13 protein-coding genes and 2 tRNA genes are annotated in these 17,532 nt (G+C 52.3%); all 15 read right to left on the bottom strand.

The window, feature by feature from the left end; all coding sequences use genetic code 11:
• Positions 1–21: 21 nt before the first annotated feature.
• Entirely contained in the window at positions 22–1,458 is a 1,437-nt protein-coding gene (glgA, locus tag BLQ59_RS05545) for a glycogen synthase GlgA (RefSeq protein WP_074571915.1), read from the bottom strand.
• Between the two features lie 37 nt (positions 1,459–1,495).
• The gene (gene glgB / locus BLQ59_RS05540; RefSeq protein WP_074571914.1) at positions 1,496–3,685 is read right to left on the bottom strand and encodes a 1,4-alpha-glucan branching protein GlgB; all 2,190 of its coding nucleotides are present in this window, start codon (positions 3,683–3,685) and stop codon (positions 1,496–1,498) included.
• Positions 3,686–3,738: 53 nt separating this feature from the next.
• Positions 3,739–6,213, bottom strand: a complete 2,475-nt coding sequence (locus tag BLQ59_RS05535) for a glycogen/starch/alpha-glucan phosphorylase (protein ID WP_143005296.1) — start codon at positions 6,211–6,213, stop codon at positions 3,739–3,741.
• Between the two features lie 105 nt (positions 6,214–6,318).
• The gene (gene glgD / locus BLQ59_RS05530) at positions 6,319–7,425 is read right to left on the bottom strand and encodes a glucose-1-phosphate adenylyltransferase subunit GlgD (protein WP_143005295.1); all 1,107 of its coding nucleotides are present in this window, start codon (positions 7,423–7,425) and stop codon (positions 6,319–6,321) included.
• A gap of 47 nt (positions 7,426–7,472) precedes the next feature.
• The gene (locus BLQ59_RS05525) at positions 7,473–8,627 is read right to left on the bottom strand and encodes a glucose-1-phosphate adenylyltransferase (protein ID WP_074571912.1); all 1,155 of its coding nucleotides are present in this window, start codon (positions 8,625–8,627) and stop codon (positions 7,473–7,475) included.
• A 355-nt stretch (positions 8,628–8,982) separates the two neighbouring features.
• Positions 8,983–9,318 (bottom strand): hypothetical protein, encoded by a 336-nt coding sequence (locus tag BLQ59_RS05520; protein ID WP_074571911.1) that lies wholly within the window; start codon positions 9,316–9,318, stop codon positions 8,983–8,985.
• A gap of 39 nt (positions 9,319–9,357) precedes the next feature.
• The gene (locus tag BLQ59_RS05515; RefSeq protein WP_074571949.1) at positions 9,358–9,972 is read right to left on the bottom strand and encodes an N-acetylmuramoyl-L-alanine amidase; all 615 of its coding nucleotides are present in this window, start codon (positions 9,970–9,972) and stop codon (positions 9,358–9,360) included.
• Between the two features lie 160 nt (positions 9,973–10,132).
• A tRNA-Met gene (locus tag BLQ59_RS05510) sits at positions 10,133–10,209 on the bottom strand.
• Positions 10,210–10,214: 5 nt separating this feature from the next.
• A tRNA-Tyr gene (locus BLQ59_RS05505) sits at positions 10,215–10,300 on the bottom strand.
• 89 nt (positions 10,301–10,389) lie between these two features.
• Positions 10,390–11,538 carry a cell division protein FtsZ gene (gene ftsZ / locus BLQ59_RS05500; RefSeq protein ID WP_074571910.1) on the bottom strand — a complete coding sequence of 383 codons (1,149 nt, stop codon included), beginning with the start codon at positions 11,536–11,538 and terminating at the stop codon, positions 10,390–10,392.
• Between the two features lie 291 nt (positions 11,539–11,829).
• A complete protein-coding gene (locus BLQ59_RS05495; protein ID WP_081342470.1) occupies positions 11,830–12,642 on the bottom strand; it encodes a cell division protein FtsQ/DivIB in 813 nt (270 codons plus the stop codon).
• 47 nt (positions 12,643–12,689) lie between these two features.
• A complete protein-coding gene (locus BLQ59_RS16520) occupies positions 12,690–13,622 on the bottom strand; it encodes a D-alanine--D-alanine ligase family protein (protein WP_074571909.1) in 933 nt (310 codons plus the stop codon).
• A gap of 21 nt (positions 13,623–13,643) precedes the next feature.
• Positions 13,644–15,035, bottom strand: a complete 1,392-nt coding sequence (gene murC / locus BLQ59_RS16515; RefSeq protein ID WP_074571908.1) for a UDP-N-acetylmuramate--L-alanine ligase — start codon at positions 15,033–15,035, stop codon at positions 13,644–13,646.
• A complete protein-coding gene (murG, locus tag BLQ59_RS05480) occupies positions 15,032–16,153 on the bottom strand; it encodes an undecaprenyldiphospho-muramoylpentapeptide beta-N-acetylglucosaminyltransferase (protein WP_074571907.1) in 1,122 nt (373 codons plus the stop codon). The genes murC and murG overlap by 4 nt, the downstream gene beginning before the upstream one ends.
• A gap of 12 nt (positions 16,154–16,165) precedes the next feature.
• Positions 16,166–17,530: a UDP-N-acetylmuramoyl-L-alanine--D-glutamate ligase gene (gene murD / locus BLQ59_RS05475; protein WP_074571906.1), complete on the bottom strand. Its 1,365-nt coding sequence runs from the start codon at positions 17,528–17,530 to the stop codon at positions 16,166–16,168.
• Positions 17,531–17,532: the final 2 nt, after the last annotated feature.

The following is a 17,532-nucleotide window of genomic DNA, read 5'->3' as shown; positions in this document are numbered from 1 at the left end:
CCGCCCCGTTAACCCTTGGCCTTATTTATTTACCAGCTGCTCATAGAGCTTCTTGTATTCCTTCGCCGAATTGTTCCAGCTGAAGTCCGTAGCCATGGCATTATGGACGATGTTGTTCCATTCTTCATAATTGCCATAAGCGCTCAGGGCCCGCTTCAGTGCATACATCATCTCATGTGCATTGTAATCGCTGAAGACAAAGCCATTGCCGGTCTGCGTGTACTTGTCGTACTGCTGAACCGTATCCTTGAGGCCGCCCGTCTCACGGACCACCGGAATCGTGCCATAGCGCATGGCGACGATCTGACCGATGCCGCACGGCTCATAGTTGGACGGCATCAGGAAGATGTCCGCACCAGCGTAGATGCGCTGTGCCAGTTCATTGGAGAATCTGATGTTGGCCGAGACCTTATGCGGGAAACGCCAAGCCAAACCTTTGAACCAGTCTTCATATTCCTTGTCACCGGTACCCAGAACCACGAACTGGATATCTTCATGCATGAGGATCTCGTCCATCATGCGCACGATGAGGTCAAGCCCCTTGGCTGCCACCAGACGGGAAACCAAAGCGACTACCGGCGTGCGGCGGCCTTCCGGCAACCCCAGCATCTTCTGCAGGGCCACCTTGTTGTCCATCTTGCGGTCCTGGCTGTCCACATCATAGGTCTCAAAGAGGTTCTTGTCCGTCATCGGATTATAGACATCATAGTCAATACCATTGACGATACCGAACAGGTCATCGCGGCGGCTGCGCAGCAGGCCGTCCAGATGCTCACCGAAGTATTCATACTGGATTTCCTGAGCATAGGTCTTGCTGACGGTGGATACATAATCGGAGTAGATGATACCTCCCTTCATGAAGTTGACTGCATCGAAGAATTCCAGATCGCCGTTATTGAAGTATTTCCAGTCAAGCCCCAGCACATCCGACATGATATCTTTCGGGAATACACCCTGATATTTCAGGTTGTGGATGGTATAGAGCGTCTTGATATGCTGGTAGCGCTCATCATCCATATGCTCCAGTTTCAGGAACACATTGACGAGGCCTGCATGCCAGTCATTGCTATGGATGACATCCGGCCAGAAGTCCATGGCCGGCAGAAGGTTCAGCACGGCCCGGCTGAAGAAGGAGAAGCGCTCAGCGTCATCATCGTAGCCATAGAAACCCTCGCGGTTGTAATATTCCTGATTATCTACGAAGTAATAGGTCACGCCGTCTTTTTCCAACTTGTCCAGACCGACATATTTGCTGCGCCAGGCCACTTCGAGTTCACCATCATAGACGTGTTCCATCTGGTCAACATATTCCTTGCCAATGGCACCGTATTTCGGCATGATGACACGGATGTCCACATCTTCTTTCAAAAGCGCCTTGGGCAAAGAGCCGGCCACGTCGGCCAAACCGCCCGTCTTGACAAATGGTACTGCTTCCGATGCTACATAAAGAACTTTCATTTCGGATTTCCTCCCTAACCATTAAAAAACCTGAGCTTTAGGCATTAACTGCGGCATCTTCCACAAGGGGCTTGGCCGCTCGCTTACGAGTAGCAGTTCTGTTGGCTGTCTTGGCTTTCGGTGCCTTGGCAGCTGTCGTCTTCCTGCTTGCTGTCGTTTTCCTGGTCTTAGTTGTAGATTTAGTAGTTGTTTTTTTCGTCGTTGATTTTTTTGCTGGAGCTTTCTTCGTTGCCGCTATGGCGGCCGTAGAGGATTTATCTTCTCCCACTTCGAAGCCTTTGGCTTCTACATCACTGTGCTCCTCGGGAAAGGATACATTGGAACCATCCTGGCGCTTCAGGCGCAGATAGATGGTCGCCAATGGCGGGATAGTGAGACTGATGGACTGCTCCCGGTTATGCCAGGGTTTATCCTGGCTCTGGATCTCGCCCACATTCTTCACGCCGCTGCCGCCGAAGGCCTCCTCATCGGAGTTGAATACTTCGATATAGCTGCCCTTGGCCGGCACGCCGATGCGATAGTCCGTGCGCACCTCCGGTGTGAAGTTGCTGATGACAATGACAAAGTCATTGCGGTCCTCCGCCTTGCGGATAAAGGACACGATGCTGTTGTTGTTGTCATTGGGATCGATCCACTGGAAGCCGTTCCAGTCGAAGTCCACCTGCCAGAATGCTCTGGTATCCAGATAGAATCTATTGAGGGCTTTGGAGAAAGCCAGCATCTTGGCATGCTTATCAAATTCCTTGATCAGGTGCCAATCCAGCTCATCATCGAAATTCCACTCGATGAACTGAGCAAACTCGCCGCCCATAAAAAGCAGCTTCTTGCCGGGATGAGCCATCCAATAGCCGAAGAAGGAACGGAGTCCGGCAAATTTCTGCCAGTAATCTCCGGGCATCTTGCTGATCAGCGAACACTTGCCGTGTACCACTTCGTCATGGGACAGGGGCAGGACGAAATTCTCCGAGAACGCATACATGAAGGAGAAGGTCACCTTATCATGATTCCATTTGCGATAAATGGGATCCAGGCTCACATACTTCAGCATGTCGTTCATCCAGCCCATATTCCACTTGTAGTTGAAGCCCATGCCGCCCATGTAGACCGGCTTGGAAATCAAGGGCCAGGAAGTGGATTCCTCGGCAATCATCAGTGCCTGAGGATGGAATTTGAAAACCGCTTCATTGAGTTTCCGCAGGAAGTCCATGGCCTCAAGGTTGCCAGTATCGCCATATTTATTGGGCATCCACTCGCCATCCTTGCGTCCATAATCCAGATAGAGCATATTGGCCACCGCGTCGATGCGCAGGCCATCGATATGGAACTCCTCGAACCAGAACATGGCATTGGAAATCAGGAAACTCTGTACTTCCGTCCGGCCATAGTCGAAGTTCGTGGTGCCCCACTCCCAGTTCTCCGCCCGCTGCTCATTGTCGGATTCGTAGAGCGGCAGGCCATCGAAATGCCGCAGGCCCTGCTCATCCTTGCAGAAATGCCCCGGCACCCAGTCCATGATGATGCCGATGCCCTGCTGATGCGCCCGGTCCACCAGATAACGGAAGTCATCCGGCGTGCCATAGCGGCTGGTCACCGCATAGTACCCCGTGGCCTGATACCCCCAGGAGCCATCGAAGGGATGCTCACAAAGCGGCATGAATTCGATATGGGTGTAGTTCATATCCTTCACATAATCGATCAGCTGATCCGCAGCCTCCCGATAGGTCAGATACTCCCCTTCGGCATTGCGCCGCCAGGAGCCCATATGCACCTCATAGGTCAGCATTGGACGGTCATAGGAAGATTCCTTGCGCTTCTGCACCTTCCAACTGTCATCGTTCCATTTGTAATGGTTCATGTCAAAGGTGCGCGAAGCCGTTTCCGGCTTTTTCTCAGCGTAGAAACCATAAGGATCTGCCTTCATGATATGCGGACCGCCCCATTGGGGTTCAATGGCGTACTTATAAAGCTCGCCCTCGCCTAACGCTTCCACGAAGGTCACCCAGATTTCCCCATCGCCAATCTTGTGCATGGGATTCACCCTGGTATCCCAACTGTTGAAATCCCCCACCACGCTGACACCCTTGGCATGCGGTGCCCAGACGGCAAAGCGAATCCCCTGTTTGCCATCCTGCTCCACAAAGTGAGCGCCCAGCATCTCATAAGTGTGGTAATTCGTTCCCTGATGAAACAAATAGCGGTCAAACTCACTCAAATCAGAAGTTTTCAAAAATAATCCCCCTCAAAAGCCTTCCTCAACGAGGAAGGCTGCAGTCCCCCAGCTTACGAAATACGGACCGGTTTTACGTGCCAGATTTCGTTCGCATATTCGTCTATGGTACGGTCAGACGAGAACCGGCCGGAGTTGGCGATATTCATGGCCGAAGAGGTCAGCCAACCCAGCTTATTCTTATAGCGGCGCATGATTTCTTCATGCCCCCAAGCATAGGAGCCCAGGTCTTTCAGGATGAAGAACTCATCGTTGCCATGGATCAGATAATCGTAGAGGGAACGGAAATCCCCATAGGTACCGTCAATGAGCTGGTTCATCACGAAGCGCACCATCTCATTGTTGTTGTATTCATCCCAAGCGGAATAAGAACCCGTCATATAGTAGGTCAGGACGTCTTCTGCCCGCAGGCCGAAGATCACGCAGTGGTCGTCACCACCCTGGTCGCCACCGACGGCTTCACGGATTTCCACGTTAGCACCGTCCATCGTACCAAGGGTAATCGCACCATTCATCATGAACTTCATGTTACCCGTACCGGAGGCTTCCTTGGAGGCCGTGGAAATCTGCTCGCTGACATCCGCTGCCGGATAGACGATCTCGCCGATGGACACGCCGAAGTTCTCGATGAAGACGATCTTCATCTTGTCCTTGATGGACCGGTCGTTGTTGACCTTCTCGGCCACCGCATTGATCAGGCGGATGGTCTCCTTGGCGATATAATAGCCCGGTGCAGCCTTGCCGCCGAAGATATAGGTGGTCGGGATCATGTCATAACCCTTGTCATGCTTGAGCAGGTTATACTGATACATGATATGCAGGATATTCATGAGCTGGCGCTTATAGGAATGGATTCTCTTGACCTGGATATCGAAGATGCTGTCCGGGTTGACCTTGATCAGGTTGTGTTCCAGGATGTACTGCGCCAGATGTTCCTTGCGCAGATGCTTGACCTTGCCCAGTTCAGCCAGGAACGGCTTGTCATTGACGAAATCGTTCAAGAGGTCAAGCTGTTCCGGATAACGGTGCCAGCGGCGGCTGCCCAATGTCTCATCGATCAGACCGGCCAGCTCCGGGTTGGCGCCCATCAGCCAGCGGCGATGCGTGATGCCGTTGGTCTTGTTGTTGAACATCTTCGGATTGAATTCATAGAAGTCATGCAGCGTGGAAGCCTTGAGAATATCGGAGTGAATCTTGGCTACGCCGTTGACGCTGTGACCACCGACAATGGCAAGTCTTGCCATATGGACCATGCCATTTTCGAGAATGGACAGGGCCTGTACCTTGCCATCGTTGTTCGGATAGCGCTCACGCACCTCTTCGAGATGACGGCGATTGATTTCCTCGATGATCATGTAAACGCGCGGCAGCAGTTCCTTGAACATATCCACCGGCCAGGTTTCGAGGGCTTCCGGCATGATCGTATGGTTGGTATAGGCGATGGTGTTCTTGGTGATTGCCCAAGCCTCGCTCCATTCCAGACCTTCCTCATCGAGCAGGATACGCATGAGTTCCGGTACTGCTACAGCCGGATGGGTATCATTGATATGGATGGCAATCTTCTGGCTCAGATCCTTGATCTTCATGCCCGTCTTCTTGTAATGGCGGACAATACTCTGCACGCCGGCAGAAGTCATGAAGTATTCCTGAATCAGGCGCATCTTGCGGCCATCCCAGGTGCTGTCATCCGGATAGAGATAACGCGTGATACTTTCCACGAAAGAGCGGTATTCATTCTTCTGACGGATCTGTTCCTGCGTGAGATAGCCGTAGTCGGAGAAGTCACGGTTTACCTCGGCATTCCAGAGACGCAGGTTGTTGACCGTACTGTTATGATAGCCCACGATAGGCACATCATAAGGTACGGCCATGACGACCATCGGATTCTCATGCACCAGTTTCAGGCTGCCGTCCGGCATTTCCTTCATATAGGCATTGCCGTAGAATTTGACATCGATGGCTTTATCCGGCTTGCGGTATTCCCAGGCAAAGCCGTTCTTGAGCCAGTTATCCGGGATCTCAACCTGGTTGCCGTTGATGATCTTCTGCTCGAACAGGCCATACTGATAGCGAATGCTGCAGCCATGGCCCGGCAGATGATGGGCAGCCATGGAATCGATGAAGCAGGCAGCGAGTCGGCCCAGACCACCATTGCCCAGACCGGCATCAGGTTCTTCCTCGTAGACCTTGTCAAGGTTCAGCTTGAAATCCCCCAGCACATCCCGCAAAGCCTCTTCCAAGCCTAAATTGATCAGGTTGGATTTCAGCAGGCGTCCCATCAGGAACTCGATGGAGAAGTAGTAGATCTGTTTCTCTTCCCGTTCCATATAGGCCTTGTTGGTCTTGATCCAGTTTTCGGAGATATACTGCTTAGCCGTAGCGGCTACAGTCTGATATATTTCATTTTCCGACAGCTCGTCCAGCTCACGGCCCCACATGATATGAGCCGTAGCGATAAAACGGGCTTTCAATTTTTCCTTGAGTTTCTTAAACTCAGCCTCATTTACTTTTTTCTTTTCCTTTGCCAAAAAAAACACTCCCTTTTTTCAGCCTTAACACAACAATAAAGGCCGTCATAACTTGGCTTATGCCCGTTATAGGCAGATTGCCTCGTTACAACGGCCTTCTAAATATCAGATGACGACATTCTTCGTGACGATCAGCGGGTAATTATTGGCACCTTTAAGCCATTTTTCCTTCGAGATAACCACGTTCTTATCGCAGATGACATTTTCCACCAAGGAATCATCCTGTATATCACATTTCTGCATGATAATGGAATTCTTGATTTTTACGCCCTTGCCTACGGTGACACCACGGAACAAAATGCTGTTTTCGACCTCGCCGCGAATCACGCAGCCGTTGGCGATCAGCGAGTTCTTGACTTTGGCTGTCTCCTTATATTGAACTGGAACTTCATCTTTGCCTTTGGTGTAAATGGAATTGTTGCCCATGAAGAGCTCTTCCCAAACCTCCGGTTCCAAGATGTCCATGTTCGCCTTGTAATATGCGGAAGTAGAATCCACATGGGCCACATAGCCATCGTGCTCACAAGCATAGATATTATACTCGCTCGCGCGACGGATGATGCCGTCCATCAGGAGGTCCTGTCCGCCATGCTCATAGGTGTAACGCACCAGTTCCACGAAGATGCGCTTTTCGATGAGATAAACATTCATCGCTACCTTGGAATCATCGTAAATAGCCGGTTTTTCGGCCAAATCCGTTACCAGACCATTCTCTGCAGTCTCGAGAACCACATTGCGGCCAGCCTGCTCTTCCTTCGCCGTATAGTACACCATCGTGATATCCGCCGAGGTGTTCTGATGGAAGCGCAGGAGCTGGGAAAAGTCTACATTATAAACGAAACTGCCGCTGGTCAGGAGTACATATTTCTGACTGCTGTGTTCGAAGAAATCCAGATTGTGATAGAAGTTCTTTAAATCGCCTTTACGGATGCTGTCTTCTTCGCTGGGGGACGGCAGGTAGAACAGGCCGTCATGACGGCGGGCCAGGTCCCAATCCTTACCGGAACGAAGATGGTCAAGCACGGAACGGGGCTTATCGGGAAGCATAACCCCTACATTCAGGATACCTGAATTCACCATGCTGGATAAAGTAAAGTCAATCAGACGATAGCGTCCTGCGAACGGCATGGACTCCACCGCACGTCTTTCCGTCAGTTCACGAATTAATTTATTATCTTCCTGAAGATTAATAATCCCCATTACATCTTTCAATTTCTTCCACTCCTTGCTGTATCTAGGCTGTATTGATAGGGAAATACTCAGCCGGCCTGCTTGCCGCTGGCTTCGGCCAGTACAGTTTCACCCTCAGCTACCACAGTGATAGCACCTAATTCGCCTGCGACCTTAGCTCCTGCTGCGACTTCGCAGTTCTGAGCCAGGATAGCATAATCCACTACGGCACCGTCACGGATAACAGTCGAAGGCATAACCACCGAGTTAGTTACCTTAACACCCTTGCCAATGCGCACGCCCGGGAAGATCACGGAGTTCTCCACTTCACCGAGGATCATGGAACCTTCGCTGATCATGGAATTCTTGATCTTGGCATCCGGACCGACGTAATGCGGCGGCATGGAGGCATTGGAAGAATAGATCTTCTTCTCGCCTTTGAGGTCAAAGGGCGGCTGATCCTGCAACAGGTCCATATTGGCCTGCCAGAGGCTTTCGATAGTGCCGACATCCTTCCAATACCCCTCAAATGCGTAGGAGTACAGACGAGCCTTGTCAGCGAGCATCTTCGGAATGATGTTCTTGCCGAAGTCATGGCTGCTGGTTTCGTCCTTGGCATCTTCTTCCAGATATTTCTTGAGGAAATTCTTGTTGAAAATATAGATACCCATGGAGGCGAGATTGCTCTTCGGTTTCGCAGGCTTTTCTTCGAATTCTTCGATGCGCCCCGTCTTGTCCGTGTTCATGATACCGAAGCGCGGTGCTTCATCCCAAGGCACTTCGATAACACCGATCGTAGCCTCGGCCTTGTTCATCTTATGAGCTTCCAGCATCCAGGAATAATCCATCGTGTAGATGTGGTCACCAGACAGAATGAGAACGTACTCAGGATCTGCTAAATCAATGAAGTTCAGGTTCTGATAGATGGCATCAGCTGTGCCCTGATACCAGTCAGCCCCCTTTTCACGAGCATACGGCGGCAGGATAAAGATACCGCCATCCTTCTGGTCCAGATCCCAGGCGCTGCCGGAAGCTAAGTAGTTGTGCAGCTCCAGCGGACGATACTGGGTGAGGACACCGACCTTGTCGATACCAGAATTCGCGCAGTTACTGAGCGGAAAATCAATAATGCGGTACTTTCCCCCAAACGGTACAGCCGGTTTTGCAATCTTTTTGGTGAGCGCGCCGAGGCGGCTGCCCTGACCACCGGCCAAGATCATGGCCAAGCATTCTGTCTTTCTCATAAAAAATCCCCCTTGGATATCGTAGTAAACAATAATCTCCCCTTATTCGACTACAGTTTACTTTTATGTATATATTTTAACAGATTTTCATCTGTTAGTATACAGTTTTTCCCTGCTATTTCTGTATTTTTTGCTGCAGGTTATAAAATTGTTACATTTGTCATGATATTATGACATATGTCATGGCACTGACAGGATGCAACGACCGTCGATTGCTTTTCGCTAACAATCAATCTATGTTTTAATAATTCGCTTTTATGCGTTATTTTCCTGCTTTTTTCTAAAAAAAATGTAAATAATTTTTTAGAACCATTTTTGGCAAATAACTGAAAATTTACATTAATAATAAATAAACTTACAACATCGTCCAAAAAACAGCTGCCACAAACATGGCGACACTGAAGCCGGTCAAGGCATTGCTGACTGCTTTGCCCTTCTCCCCCAGGAAGAACTTCACCACGGGGCGTGCTTCAAAGGTCAGGAAGGCAACGCACATGTACAGTATCGGACTGTAATCCTCATTCCACTCATAGAGCAGGACGAAAGTAACCACCAGGATCGCCAGCACCTCTCCCCGAGTGTACAGCGATTTCTTCTGTGGATGCAGCGCTTCATCATAAGCCGCCCGGCTCACGGGCACACCGTATTCATCGGTCTGCTTATCCTTGTTGGCGAACCAACGGTAACGCATTGCCGTCACCTCTCAGTTGTTGTAGTGTTCTTAGTCTTGTCAGTAATATTTGCGTGTCATCGTGACCAGACGCGGCAGTCGGTCAAAGAGATTCTGCCCCGGGCAGGCCGTGGAGTTATACTCCCGATGCCCCTTGATATGCTGACGATTGGGCTCGAAACCATAGTAACGGCACAAAGCCGCCAGCAGTTTCGCTGCCGAATCCATCTGCGCCGGCTCCGGCACATGCGCATCAAACTCGCCTACGATATTTACCCCCACCGTATGCCAGTTATGATCATAACAATGCGCGCCGAGCATATTCATCGGCCGCCCCCGTTCGATGGTACCGTCCTTGCGGATGACAAAATGGTAGCCAATGCCGGCCCAGCCGTTGTTCTTGTGCCAGCCATCAATTTCCTCTGCTGACACATCCCGATTAGTCCCACCTACATGATGGATCACGATCGCATCGGTGGTACGGCGATTCTGCAGTGAGGAAAATTCCAGATTCGTTTCTCTGATTGAAATCCCCAGTAACGGATCTACGCCTCCTGCAGCACTTCCGCCAGCATTCCAGGCCGCTTCTGCTGCTTTTGCTGTCCACAACTGTGGCAGTATTGCGGTACCTGCACCTAAAAGTATCATGTTTTTCAAGAAATCTCTGCGTTTCATGCCATCCATCCTAATCTTACCAACAAACGGATTATATTATAGCCCTCTTTTCTGAAAAAAACATGTACATTTTCTATGAATACAAGCAGGACTTCAGCCCCATATCCGGAACTGCGCAAATAAAAAGCACACCCCGGAAGATGTGCTCAAGACTTCGTATTGGTGGCGGCAAAGAGATTTGAACTCCTGACACTGCGGGTATGAACCGCATGCTCTAGCCAACTGAGCTATGCCGCCAAAAGTGGTGGGCAGGGATGGATTCGAACCATCGTAATCCGAAGATGACAGATTTACAGTCTGTTGCCTTTAACCACTCGGCCACCTACCCATATGAACTTCTTAACAAAACAAGCGTTAAGAACAAGAAATATTATATCCGAGTTCTCAACGCTTGTCAATACTTATTTTAAATTTTGTTTATTTTTTCTGCATCCAGACCGGAATGTCGATGAAATCAGCGGCAGGCGTAACCGTCTGCTGCGGTTCCACCGGTGCGGCCTGATTCGGCATGCCAAAGTTCATGCCAGTATTGTTCGGCTGTACCGGCTGAGCGGCAGATGGAGGCATCTGCGGCTGGATACCAACAGTTTCCGGTGCATCAAAGCCCGTAGCGATAACCGTCACACGCACCGTATCGCCCATGGTGTTATCGATAGACGTACCCCAGATGATGTTTGCCTGGTCATCAGCTGCATCATGCACAGTCGCGGAGGCTTCCTGTACTTCCACCATGCTGAGGTATTCCTCGGCACCGGTGATGTTGATCAGGATGCCGCGCGCGCCATCGATGGTCGTTTCGAGCAGCGGAGATTCGATAGCCATCTTCGTTGCCGCAATCGCAGCGCCTTCGCCGGAAGCTTCGCCAATCCCCATCAGCGCCGAGCCGGCATTGCTCATGATGCTCTTGACATCGGCAAAGTCGAGGTTTACGAGGCCTGGCTGGGAAATCAAGTCGGAAATGCCCTTGACACCCTGACGGAGCACATCATCGGCAATGCTGAACGCCTGATTGATCGGCGTCTTCTTATCCACGACCTGCATCAAGCGGTCATTCGGAATCGTAATGATCGTATCCACATGCTGTTTCAGATTAGCGATACCGGATTCGGCGTTGCGTTCGCGCTTTTTCCCCTCAAAGCCGAACGGACGGGTTACAACACCTACGGTCAGTGCGCCGATCTCGCGGGCACATTCAGCTACCACCGGTGCTGCACCAGTACCAGTGCCGCCCCCCATACCAGCGGTAACAAAGACCATATCTGCGCCACGCAGAGCTTCGAGAATATCGTCACGGCTTTCCTCAGCCGCTTTCTGGCCGATTTCCGGACGAGCACCTGCACCTAATCCCCGGGTGAGCTTCTCGCCAATCTGCATACGCTTCGGAGCCAGAGACTTCAAAAGTGCCTGTGCATCCGTATTCACTGCGATAAACTCGACTCCCTGCAGTCCATAGTTTATCATGCGGTTCACAGCATTGCTGCCGCCGCCGCCTACACCGATTACCTTAATTTTGGCCACTTGATCGAGGCCGTTATCATCCAATTCAAACACAGCGTTAACCCCCATGATGTTCTATTCTATATCCCGTGCAAACGTCATTTCGTCCACCAGGATTCCTAGTCCACACAAATATACTCCTTAATTCTACCATTTATCTGCTCATAATGCTATAACTTTCATAAAAAAAGTGAAAAAAAACGAAAATCTGTGTTACCATCACTGTTCCTATTCATCGTCACCGGCAAAAACAGCAATAAGCCCGGGGACTGATGATGCTTTTCCGCAGCCAAGCTTGGGCGAAGGAAAAAGTATTGTCAGCCACCGGGCGCCTTTGTATATCGATGTAACTCCAGGCTGCTATTGTGCCCCTTTATGGACTTCGATCTCCGAATCTACCAACTGTTCTTTGAGCCGGATAAACGGTGCTGTATAACTGAAGTCCACGAACTCTATCTGATGTTTGGCATGGGGCAGGCTCAGCAGGAAATCTTTCGTCAGCCGGGCCTTTTCTTCCCAGCGGTCAAAATCCCCCAGCCTGATCTGCACGGACTGGTTGGTATAGGCCGTAATGGCCTTGGGATTGGTGATGTTGATTTCCGACAGGTGATTCAGCGTTTCCGCATCGAGCAAGGACAGGAACTCCAAGATCTTCTTCACGTTCTCGTCCGTGTTGTCATCCCCGATATACTTATCGTGCATCGCCACGCCGGTGATCAGCGGGATCGGCATCTTGCGCAGGTTCTTGTAGCTGGCGATGACCTTGCCCTGCCGGTCCAGATCCAGATAGCCATACTCACAGGCCACCGTGGCCACGGGCATGCGCTCTTTGAGTTCCACATCGAGTGTATCCGGCAACTTGCGCCGCACGACGACGCTCTCGATGCGCAGGTCCTTCATGAGGTTCTGCGTGACGGCATCGGTCTCAAGCTGGAACAGCGGCTCTCCCTTATGCAGGCGTCCGCTGGTCAGGATGTCATCCTCCTTGAGATAGGTGTTGCCATGAAGCGTCACCCGCTGCAAGGTGAAAAGAGGCGAATAAACGACAATGGACATCAGCCCGCCGCAAATGCCTAAGAACATCAGCCCCTTGATGATACGGCGGGGACTGCGGCGACGCTTTTTGTGGGGAGCAGATTGTTCCTGCTGGATTGCTATTTCGTTGTCATCCATATTGCTGCCTCCTTTCTGTTATGCCTTCCCCTTTGATGGGAAGGCTTTTAGAATCCTGCCATTTCCAGGATGCGTTCGCAGAGTTCCGGGAACTCTACGCCCATGGCACGGCCGGCATCGGGAACCAGGGAGGTTTCCGTCATACCAGGCACGCTGTTTACTTCGATGACGTAGGGCGTCTCATCTTCACTGTACATCATATCCACGCGGGCTACGCCCTTGCAGCCACAGGCCGTATAAGTCTTGATGGCCAGTTCCTGCATCTCCTTGGTCTTAGCCTCGCTGACCGGTGCGGGGATGATATGGGCGGATGCGCCTTTCGTATACTTGCTCGCATAGTCATAGCGGCCGGACGTCGTGGTGATTTCGATAATTGGGAAGGCCTCCTTCTTATCCTCATCGCCCCAGACGGCTACGGTCATCTCGCGGCCTTTGATGAATTCCTCGACCACGATCTCATCGTTGTAGGAGAATGCTTCCTTGATGGCCGGTGCCAGTTCTTCTGCTTTTTCGACGATATAGACGCCGATGCTGGACCCCTGAGAAGCAGCCTTGACCACGACCGGCAGGCCGAATTCAGCCTGGATCTCAGCAGCCAGGTCACGCTTCTGTTCGAAGCTGTTATAGGTATGGCACTTGGGCGTAGAAATGCCCTCGCTGATGAAGACGCGCTTGGAAGCGGCCTTGTCCATCGTGATGGCCGCAGCCAGCACGCCGGACCCCGTGTAGGGAATCCCGAGCATATCGAGCGTCCCCTGCAGAAGCCCATCTTCGCCGAACTTGCCATGCAGCGCATTGAAGACCATCTTGGCACCAGCCTGCTGGATATCCATGGCGAATGTCTTCGGATTGAGCTCCATGCCTTCGGCATTGTAGCCCTTGGACAGCAGGGCATCCAGAATGGCTTTGCCCGTACGGCGGGAAACTTCGGCTTCGGTGGAGGTGCCACCCATGACAACTACGATTTTATCCTGTTTCATTGTATCTAAATCCTGCTTTCCTTACTTGTTCAAAAGTTCTACTAATTCCTCACCGGTCTTGTAGATATCCCCGGCGCCCATAGTGATGATGAGGTCGCCATCCTGCGCTTCATTTTCCAGGTAATGGGCCAGCTTTTCCCGGGCCTGAATGTAGATGACATCCTGACCAGACTGCTTGCGCACTTCATTGAGGATGGTCTCGCCATTGATGCCTTCAATCGGTGCTTCACCAGCGGCATAAATATCCGTGAGGATCAGTATATCGGCAGAGACAAAGGCCTTGCCAAATTCCTCATGCAGCAGCTGCGTACGGGAATAGCGGTGCGGCTGGAACACGCAGACCAGACGGTTCGGATTGAGTTCCTTGGCGGCCTTGAGTGTGGCAGCAATCTCCGTCGGATGATGAGCATAGTCATCCACCACCCAGATTCCCTTGGCACGGCCTTTGGTCTGGAAGCGGCGTTTGGCACCGTGGAATTCAGCCAGGCCAGCCACGAGCTTCTTAAACTCTACGCCCATGGACAGCCCCGTTACGATGCAGGCCAGCGCATTGAGCACGTTATGGCGGCCGGGGATGTTCAGGGACACATGCCCGAGCATCTCTTCGCCATGGACGACATCAAAGGCAATGCCCTTGCCATTGGTCTTGATGTTCCGGGCCATATAGTCGGCTTCATGGTCGATGGCGTAGGTATAGTATTTCCGATCCACGGTCTTGGCGATATTGCGCAGGTTTTCGTTATCGAAGCAGAGCACGGCATAGCCCGTTTCCTTGTCCACGTTCTGGATGAACTGCGTGAAGGCCTTGATGATGTTCTCCATCGTGCCATAATGGTCCATATGGTCGTCTTCGACGTTGGTCACCACGGCGATATGGGGACGCAGTTTCAGGAAGGAACCATCGCTTTCGTCGGCCTCGGAGGTCAGGTATTCACTCTCGCCTAAGATGGCATTGGTGCCGAGATCCGGCATTTCACCGCCCACGACCACCGTCGGGGAAACACCCGCCTTGGTCAGCGCCACGCCCAGCATGGACGTCGTGGTGGTCTTGCCATGGGCACCAGCTACGGCAATGCCCTTGTACTCGTTGACGAGCGCTGCATTGATATCGGAACGATGCAGCTTGCGGATGCCGAGGTCGCGGGCTGCGAGCACTTCCGGATTGTCATAGGGGATAGCCGTGGATACGACAATCGCATCCGCGCCCTTGACATTTTCCCCCTTCTGGCCGTCCAAAGTGATTTTTGCGCCCAGCTTCTTGAGGTTCTGGATCACTTCGGAATCAGCCCGGTCGGAGCCGGTAACTTCATAGCCCAGCTCCACCATGATCTTAGCCAGCGGGCTCATGCCGGCACCGCCGATGCCTACAAAATGGATCTTTTCAATATCTTTTAGCTCTTTCAGCCGTTTCATTTCGTCTGTCTCCCCTGTGTCATTTCAATAACCATGTTCGCGATATCCTCTGCCGCCTGCGGCTTGCCCAAGGCTTTGCTTGCTGCAGCCATGGCCGCAAGCTTTTCCTTATCGGCCAGCAGTTCCTGCAGGGTGCTTTGGAGATTCTCACTCTTCAGCTCCCGGTTGAGGATTACCTTGGCCGCACCTGCTGCCTCCAATGCACGGGCATTGTGTTCCTGATGGTTCTCCGCCGCATAGGGATAGGGAATCAGGATTGCCGGAATACCTCTGGCCGTAAGTTCTGCCAGTCCTGTAGCTCCGGCACGGTAGACCACGAGGTCCGCCATGGCCATGGCCGCCGGCATATTGTAAAGATAGGGCTCTACCTTGATATTTGGCGTTTCGGCAAGGTTCACGCCCTTCTCGGCCAGACGGCCGATGATATCCTCGTAATCGAGCTTCCCCGTCACATGCAGGTACTGAACTTCAGTCTGCTTCGCTGCTTCCACCAATACATCAATCATGGCGTTATTGATGCTGCGGGCACCGCGGCTGCCGCCGGAAATCAGCACGGTCTTTTTCGCGGGATCGAAGCCAAAGGCTCTGGCTCCGTCCTCTTTGGCAGCCGTCATGACTTCCTTGCGGATGGGATTCCCCGTGCAGGTGACCTTGCCCTGCGGGAAATGCTTGGCCGCTTCGGGCGTGCCTGCCGCAATCTTCGTCACGAACTTAGCCAGGATCTTATTGGTGATACCCGGCACGACATTCTGTTCCTGAATCAGCGTCGGAATTCCGAGCATGCTGGCCGCCATAAGCACCGGGCCGCAGACATAGCCGCCCGTGCCGATTACCGCATCGGGCTTAAATTTCCGCACCACGTTCATAGCCTTGGCCACGCCGATGGCCGCCAAGCCCGCCCGGACGAAATTCGCCGGGGACAAACTGCGCTTGAATCCCTGGATATCCACTGTAGCAAAGGGGATATTTTCCTTGGGAATGATATCAGCTTCAAGCCCCTTATTTGTACCTACATAAAGAAACTTGGTATTGGGGTATTTTTCCTCAATGGTGCGCATGATGGTCAGCGCCGGGTAGATATGCCCGCCGGTGCCGCCACCGGAAACAATGATATTCATGCAAAATCCCTCTTACTGTAATTTATTCACTAAATCCTTGAAGTGACGGCCTCGCTCGGCCATGCCATTATACATATCGAAGCTGGCGCAGGCCGGGGAAAGCAGCACCACCTGCGGCGCCTTGGCTAGTTCATGGGCCAGTTCCACAGCCTTTTCCATGGAGAAGCCTGCCCTATGGATATGCTCGGCCGGATAGCCATGCTTCAAGGCTTCCTGTTCGAAGCGGTCAGCGGCGGCACCCACAAGCACCAGATCCGTCACCCGTTCCTTGACGCGTGCCAGGAAATCGGTCAGGTCCGTCATCTTATCATCGCCGCCAGCCAGCAGCACGATGCCATCGGCAAAGGTTTCCAGCGCCTTGATGGCCGAATCCGTATTCGTGGCCTTGGAGTCGTTGTAGTATTCCACGCCGTCCAGCGTGCGCACATACTCGATGCGGTGCTCCACGCCCCGGAAGGACTTGAGTACGGGAATCATCTCTTCTGCCGTGCAACCAGCCAGGAATGCCGACATAGCGGCAGCCAGCGCATTCTCCACGTTGTGGGCACCCTTGATGCCCAGCTCGCCGATGGTGCAGAGCGGGAAATCCTCTCCGTTCCAGGCAATGGTCAGCATATCGCCTTCGAGATAGGCACCTTCATGAAGGTGCACCTGACGGCTGAAATAGACCACATGGGCACTCGCGCGTTTTTCCATATCGCGCACGCGTTCATCATCGTAGTTGAGCACGAGGAAGTCCCTGCCCACCTGCTGAGCAAACATGCGCTCTTTCATGCGCTGGTATTCCTCCATGGAGCCATGGCGCACGATATGGTCGGGCGTGACATTGAGGACCGTGGCTACATGGGGATGGAAGTCTTCGGTGACTTCCATCTGATAGCTGGAAATCTCAGCAGCGATACAGCCGTCGGCAGGAATCTCCAGCGCAACTTCCGACAGGGGTACGCCGATATTGCCGCCCACGCCGACCTTATCGAAATGCGTTTCCAGCAGCAGGCCGAGGAGCGTTACCGTCGTGGTCTTGCCATTGGTGCCGGTCACAGCACAGATTGGCGCCTTCTTGAGACGGTAAGCCAGCTCCACTTCGCTGGCCACGCGGATCTTCCGCTTGTATGCGGCCTGAATCAAGGGAATACGGGCCGGTACCGCAGGCGAAACGATCACCAGGCTCACACCATCGAGGAGTTCCTCGGACTGCGGACCGAACACGCAGTTTATGCCCATATCCCGGAGCTCGTCAAAGTTATCCGTTAAATCTGCCTCGCTCTTAGCATCGCTGAGCGTTACCTGCGCGCCCAAACGGCGGGTGATTTTCGCCGCCGCAAAACCGCTGATGCCCGCTCCGATAATCAGTACCTTCTTGCCCGTTAAATCCATGA

This window comes from Pseudoselenomonas ruminantium (genome assembly GCF_900104055.1).
Taxonomy (GTDB): Bacteria; Bacillota; Negativicutes; order Selenomonadales; family Selenomonadaceae; genus Selenomonas_A; species Selenomonas_A ruminantium_C.
This window is presented reverse-complemented; position numbering and strand designations above follow the sequence as displayed.

What these genes read in the sequence shown, in the direction of transcription:
- glgA (WP_074571915.1), bottom strand. Translation starts at nt 1,458, where the DNA reads ATGAAAGTTCTTTATGTAGCATCGGAAGCAGTACCATTTGTCAAGACG.
- BLQ59_RS05525 (WP_074571912.1), bottom strand. Translation starts at nt 8,627, where the DNA reads ATGAGAAAGACAGAATGCTTGGCCATGATCTTGGCCGGTGGTCAGGGC.
- BLQ59_RS05520 (WP_074571911.1), bottom strand. Translation starts at nt 9,318, where the DNA reads ATGCGTTACCGTTGGTTCGCCAACAAGGATAAGCAGACCGATGAATAC.
- BLQ59_RS05515 (WP_074571949.1), bottom strand. Translation starts at nt 9,972, where the DNA reads ATGAAACGCAGAGATTTCTTGAAAAACATGATACTTTTAGGTGCAGGT.
- ftsZ (WP_074571910.1), bottom strand. Translation starts at nt 11,538, where the DNA reads ATGGGGGTTAACGCTGTGTTTGAATTGGATGATAACGGCCTCGATCAA.
- BLQ59_RS05495 (WP_081342470.1), bottom strand. Translation starts at nt 12,642, where the DNA reads ATGGATGACAACGAAATAGCAATCCAGCAGGAACAATCTGCTCCCCAC.
- BLQ59_RS16520 (WP_074571909.1), bottom strand. Translation starts at nt 13,622, where the DNA reads ATGAAACAGGATAAAATCGTAGTTGTCATGGGTGGCACCTCCACCGAA.
- murC (WP_074571908.1), bottom strand. Translation starts at nt 15,035, where the DNA reads ATGAAACGGCTGAAAGAGCTAAAAGATATTGAAAAGATCCATTTTGTA.
- murG (WP_074571907.1), bottom strand. Translation starts at nt 16,153, where the DNA reads ATGAATATCATTGTTTCCGGTGGCGGCACCGGCGGGCATATCTACCCG.
- murD (WP_074571906.1), bottom strand. Translation starts at nt 17,530, where the DNA reads ATGGATTTAACGGGCAAGAAGGTACTGATTATCGGAGCGGGCATCAGC.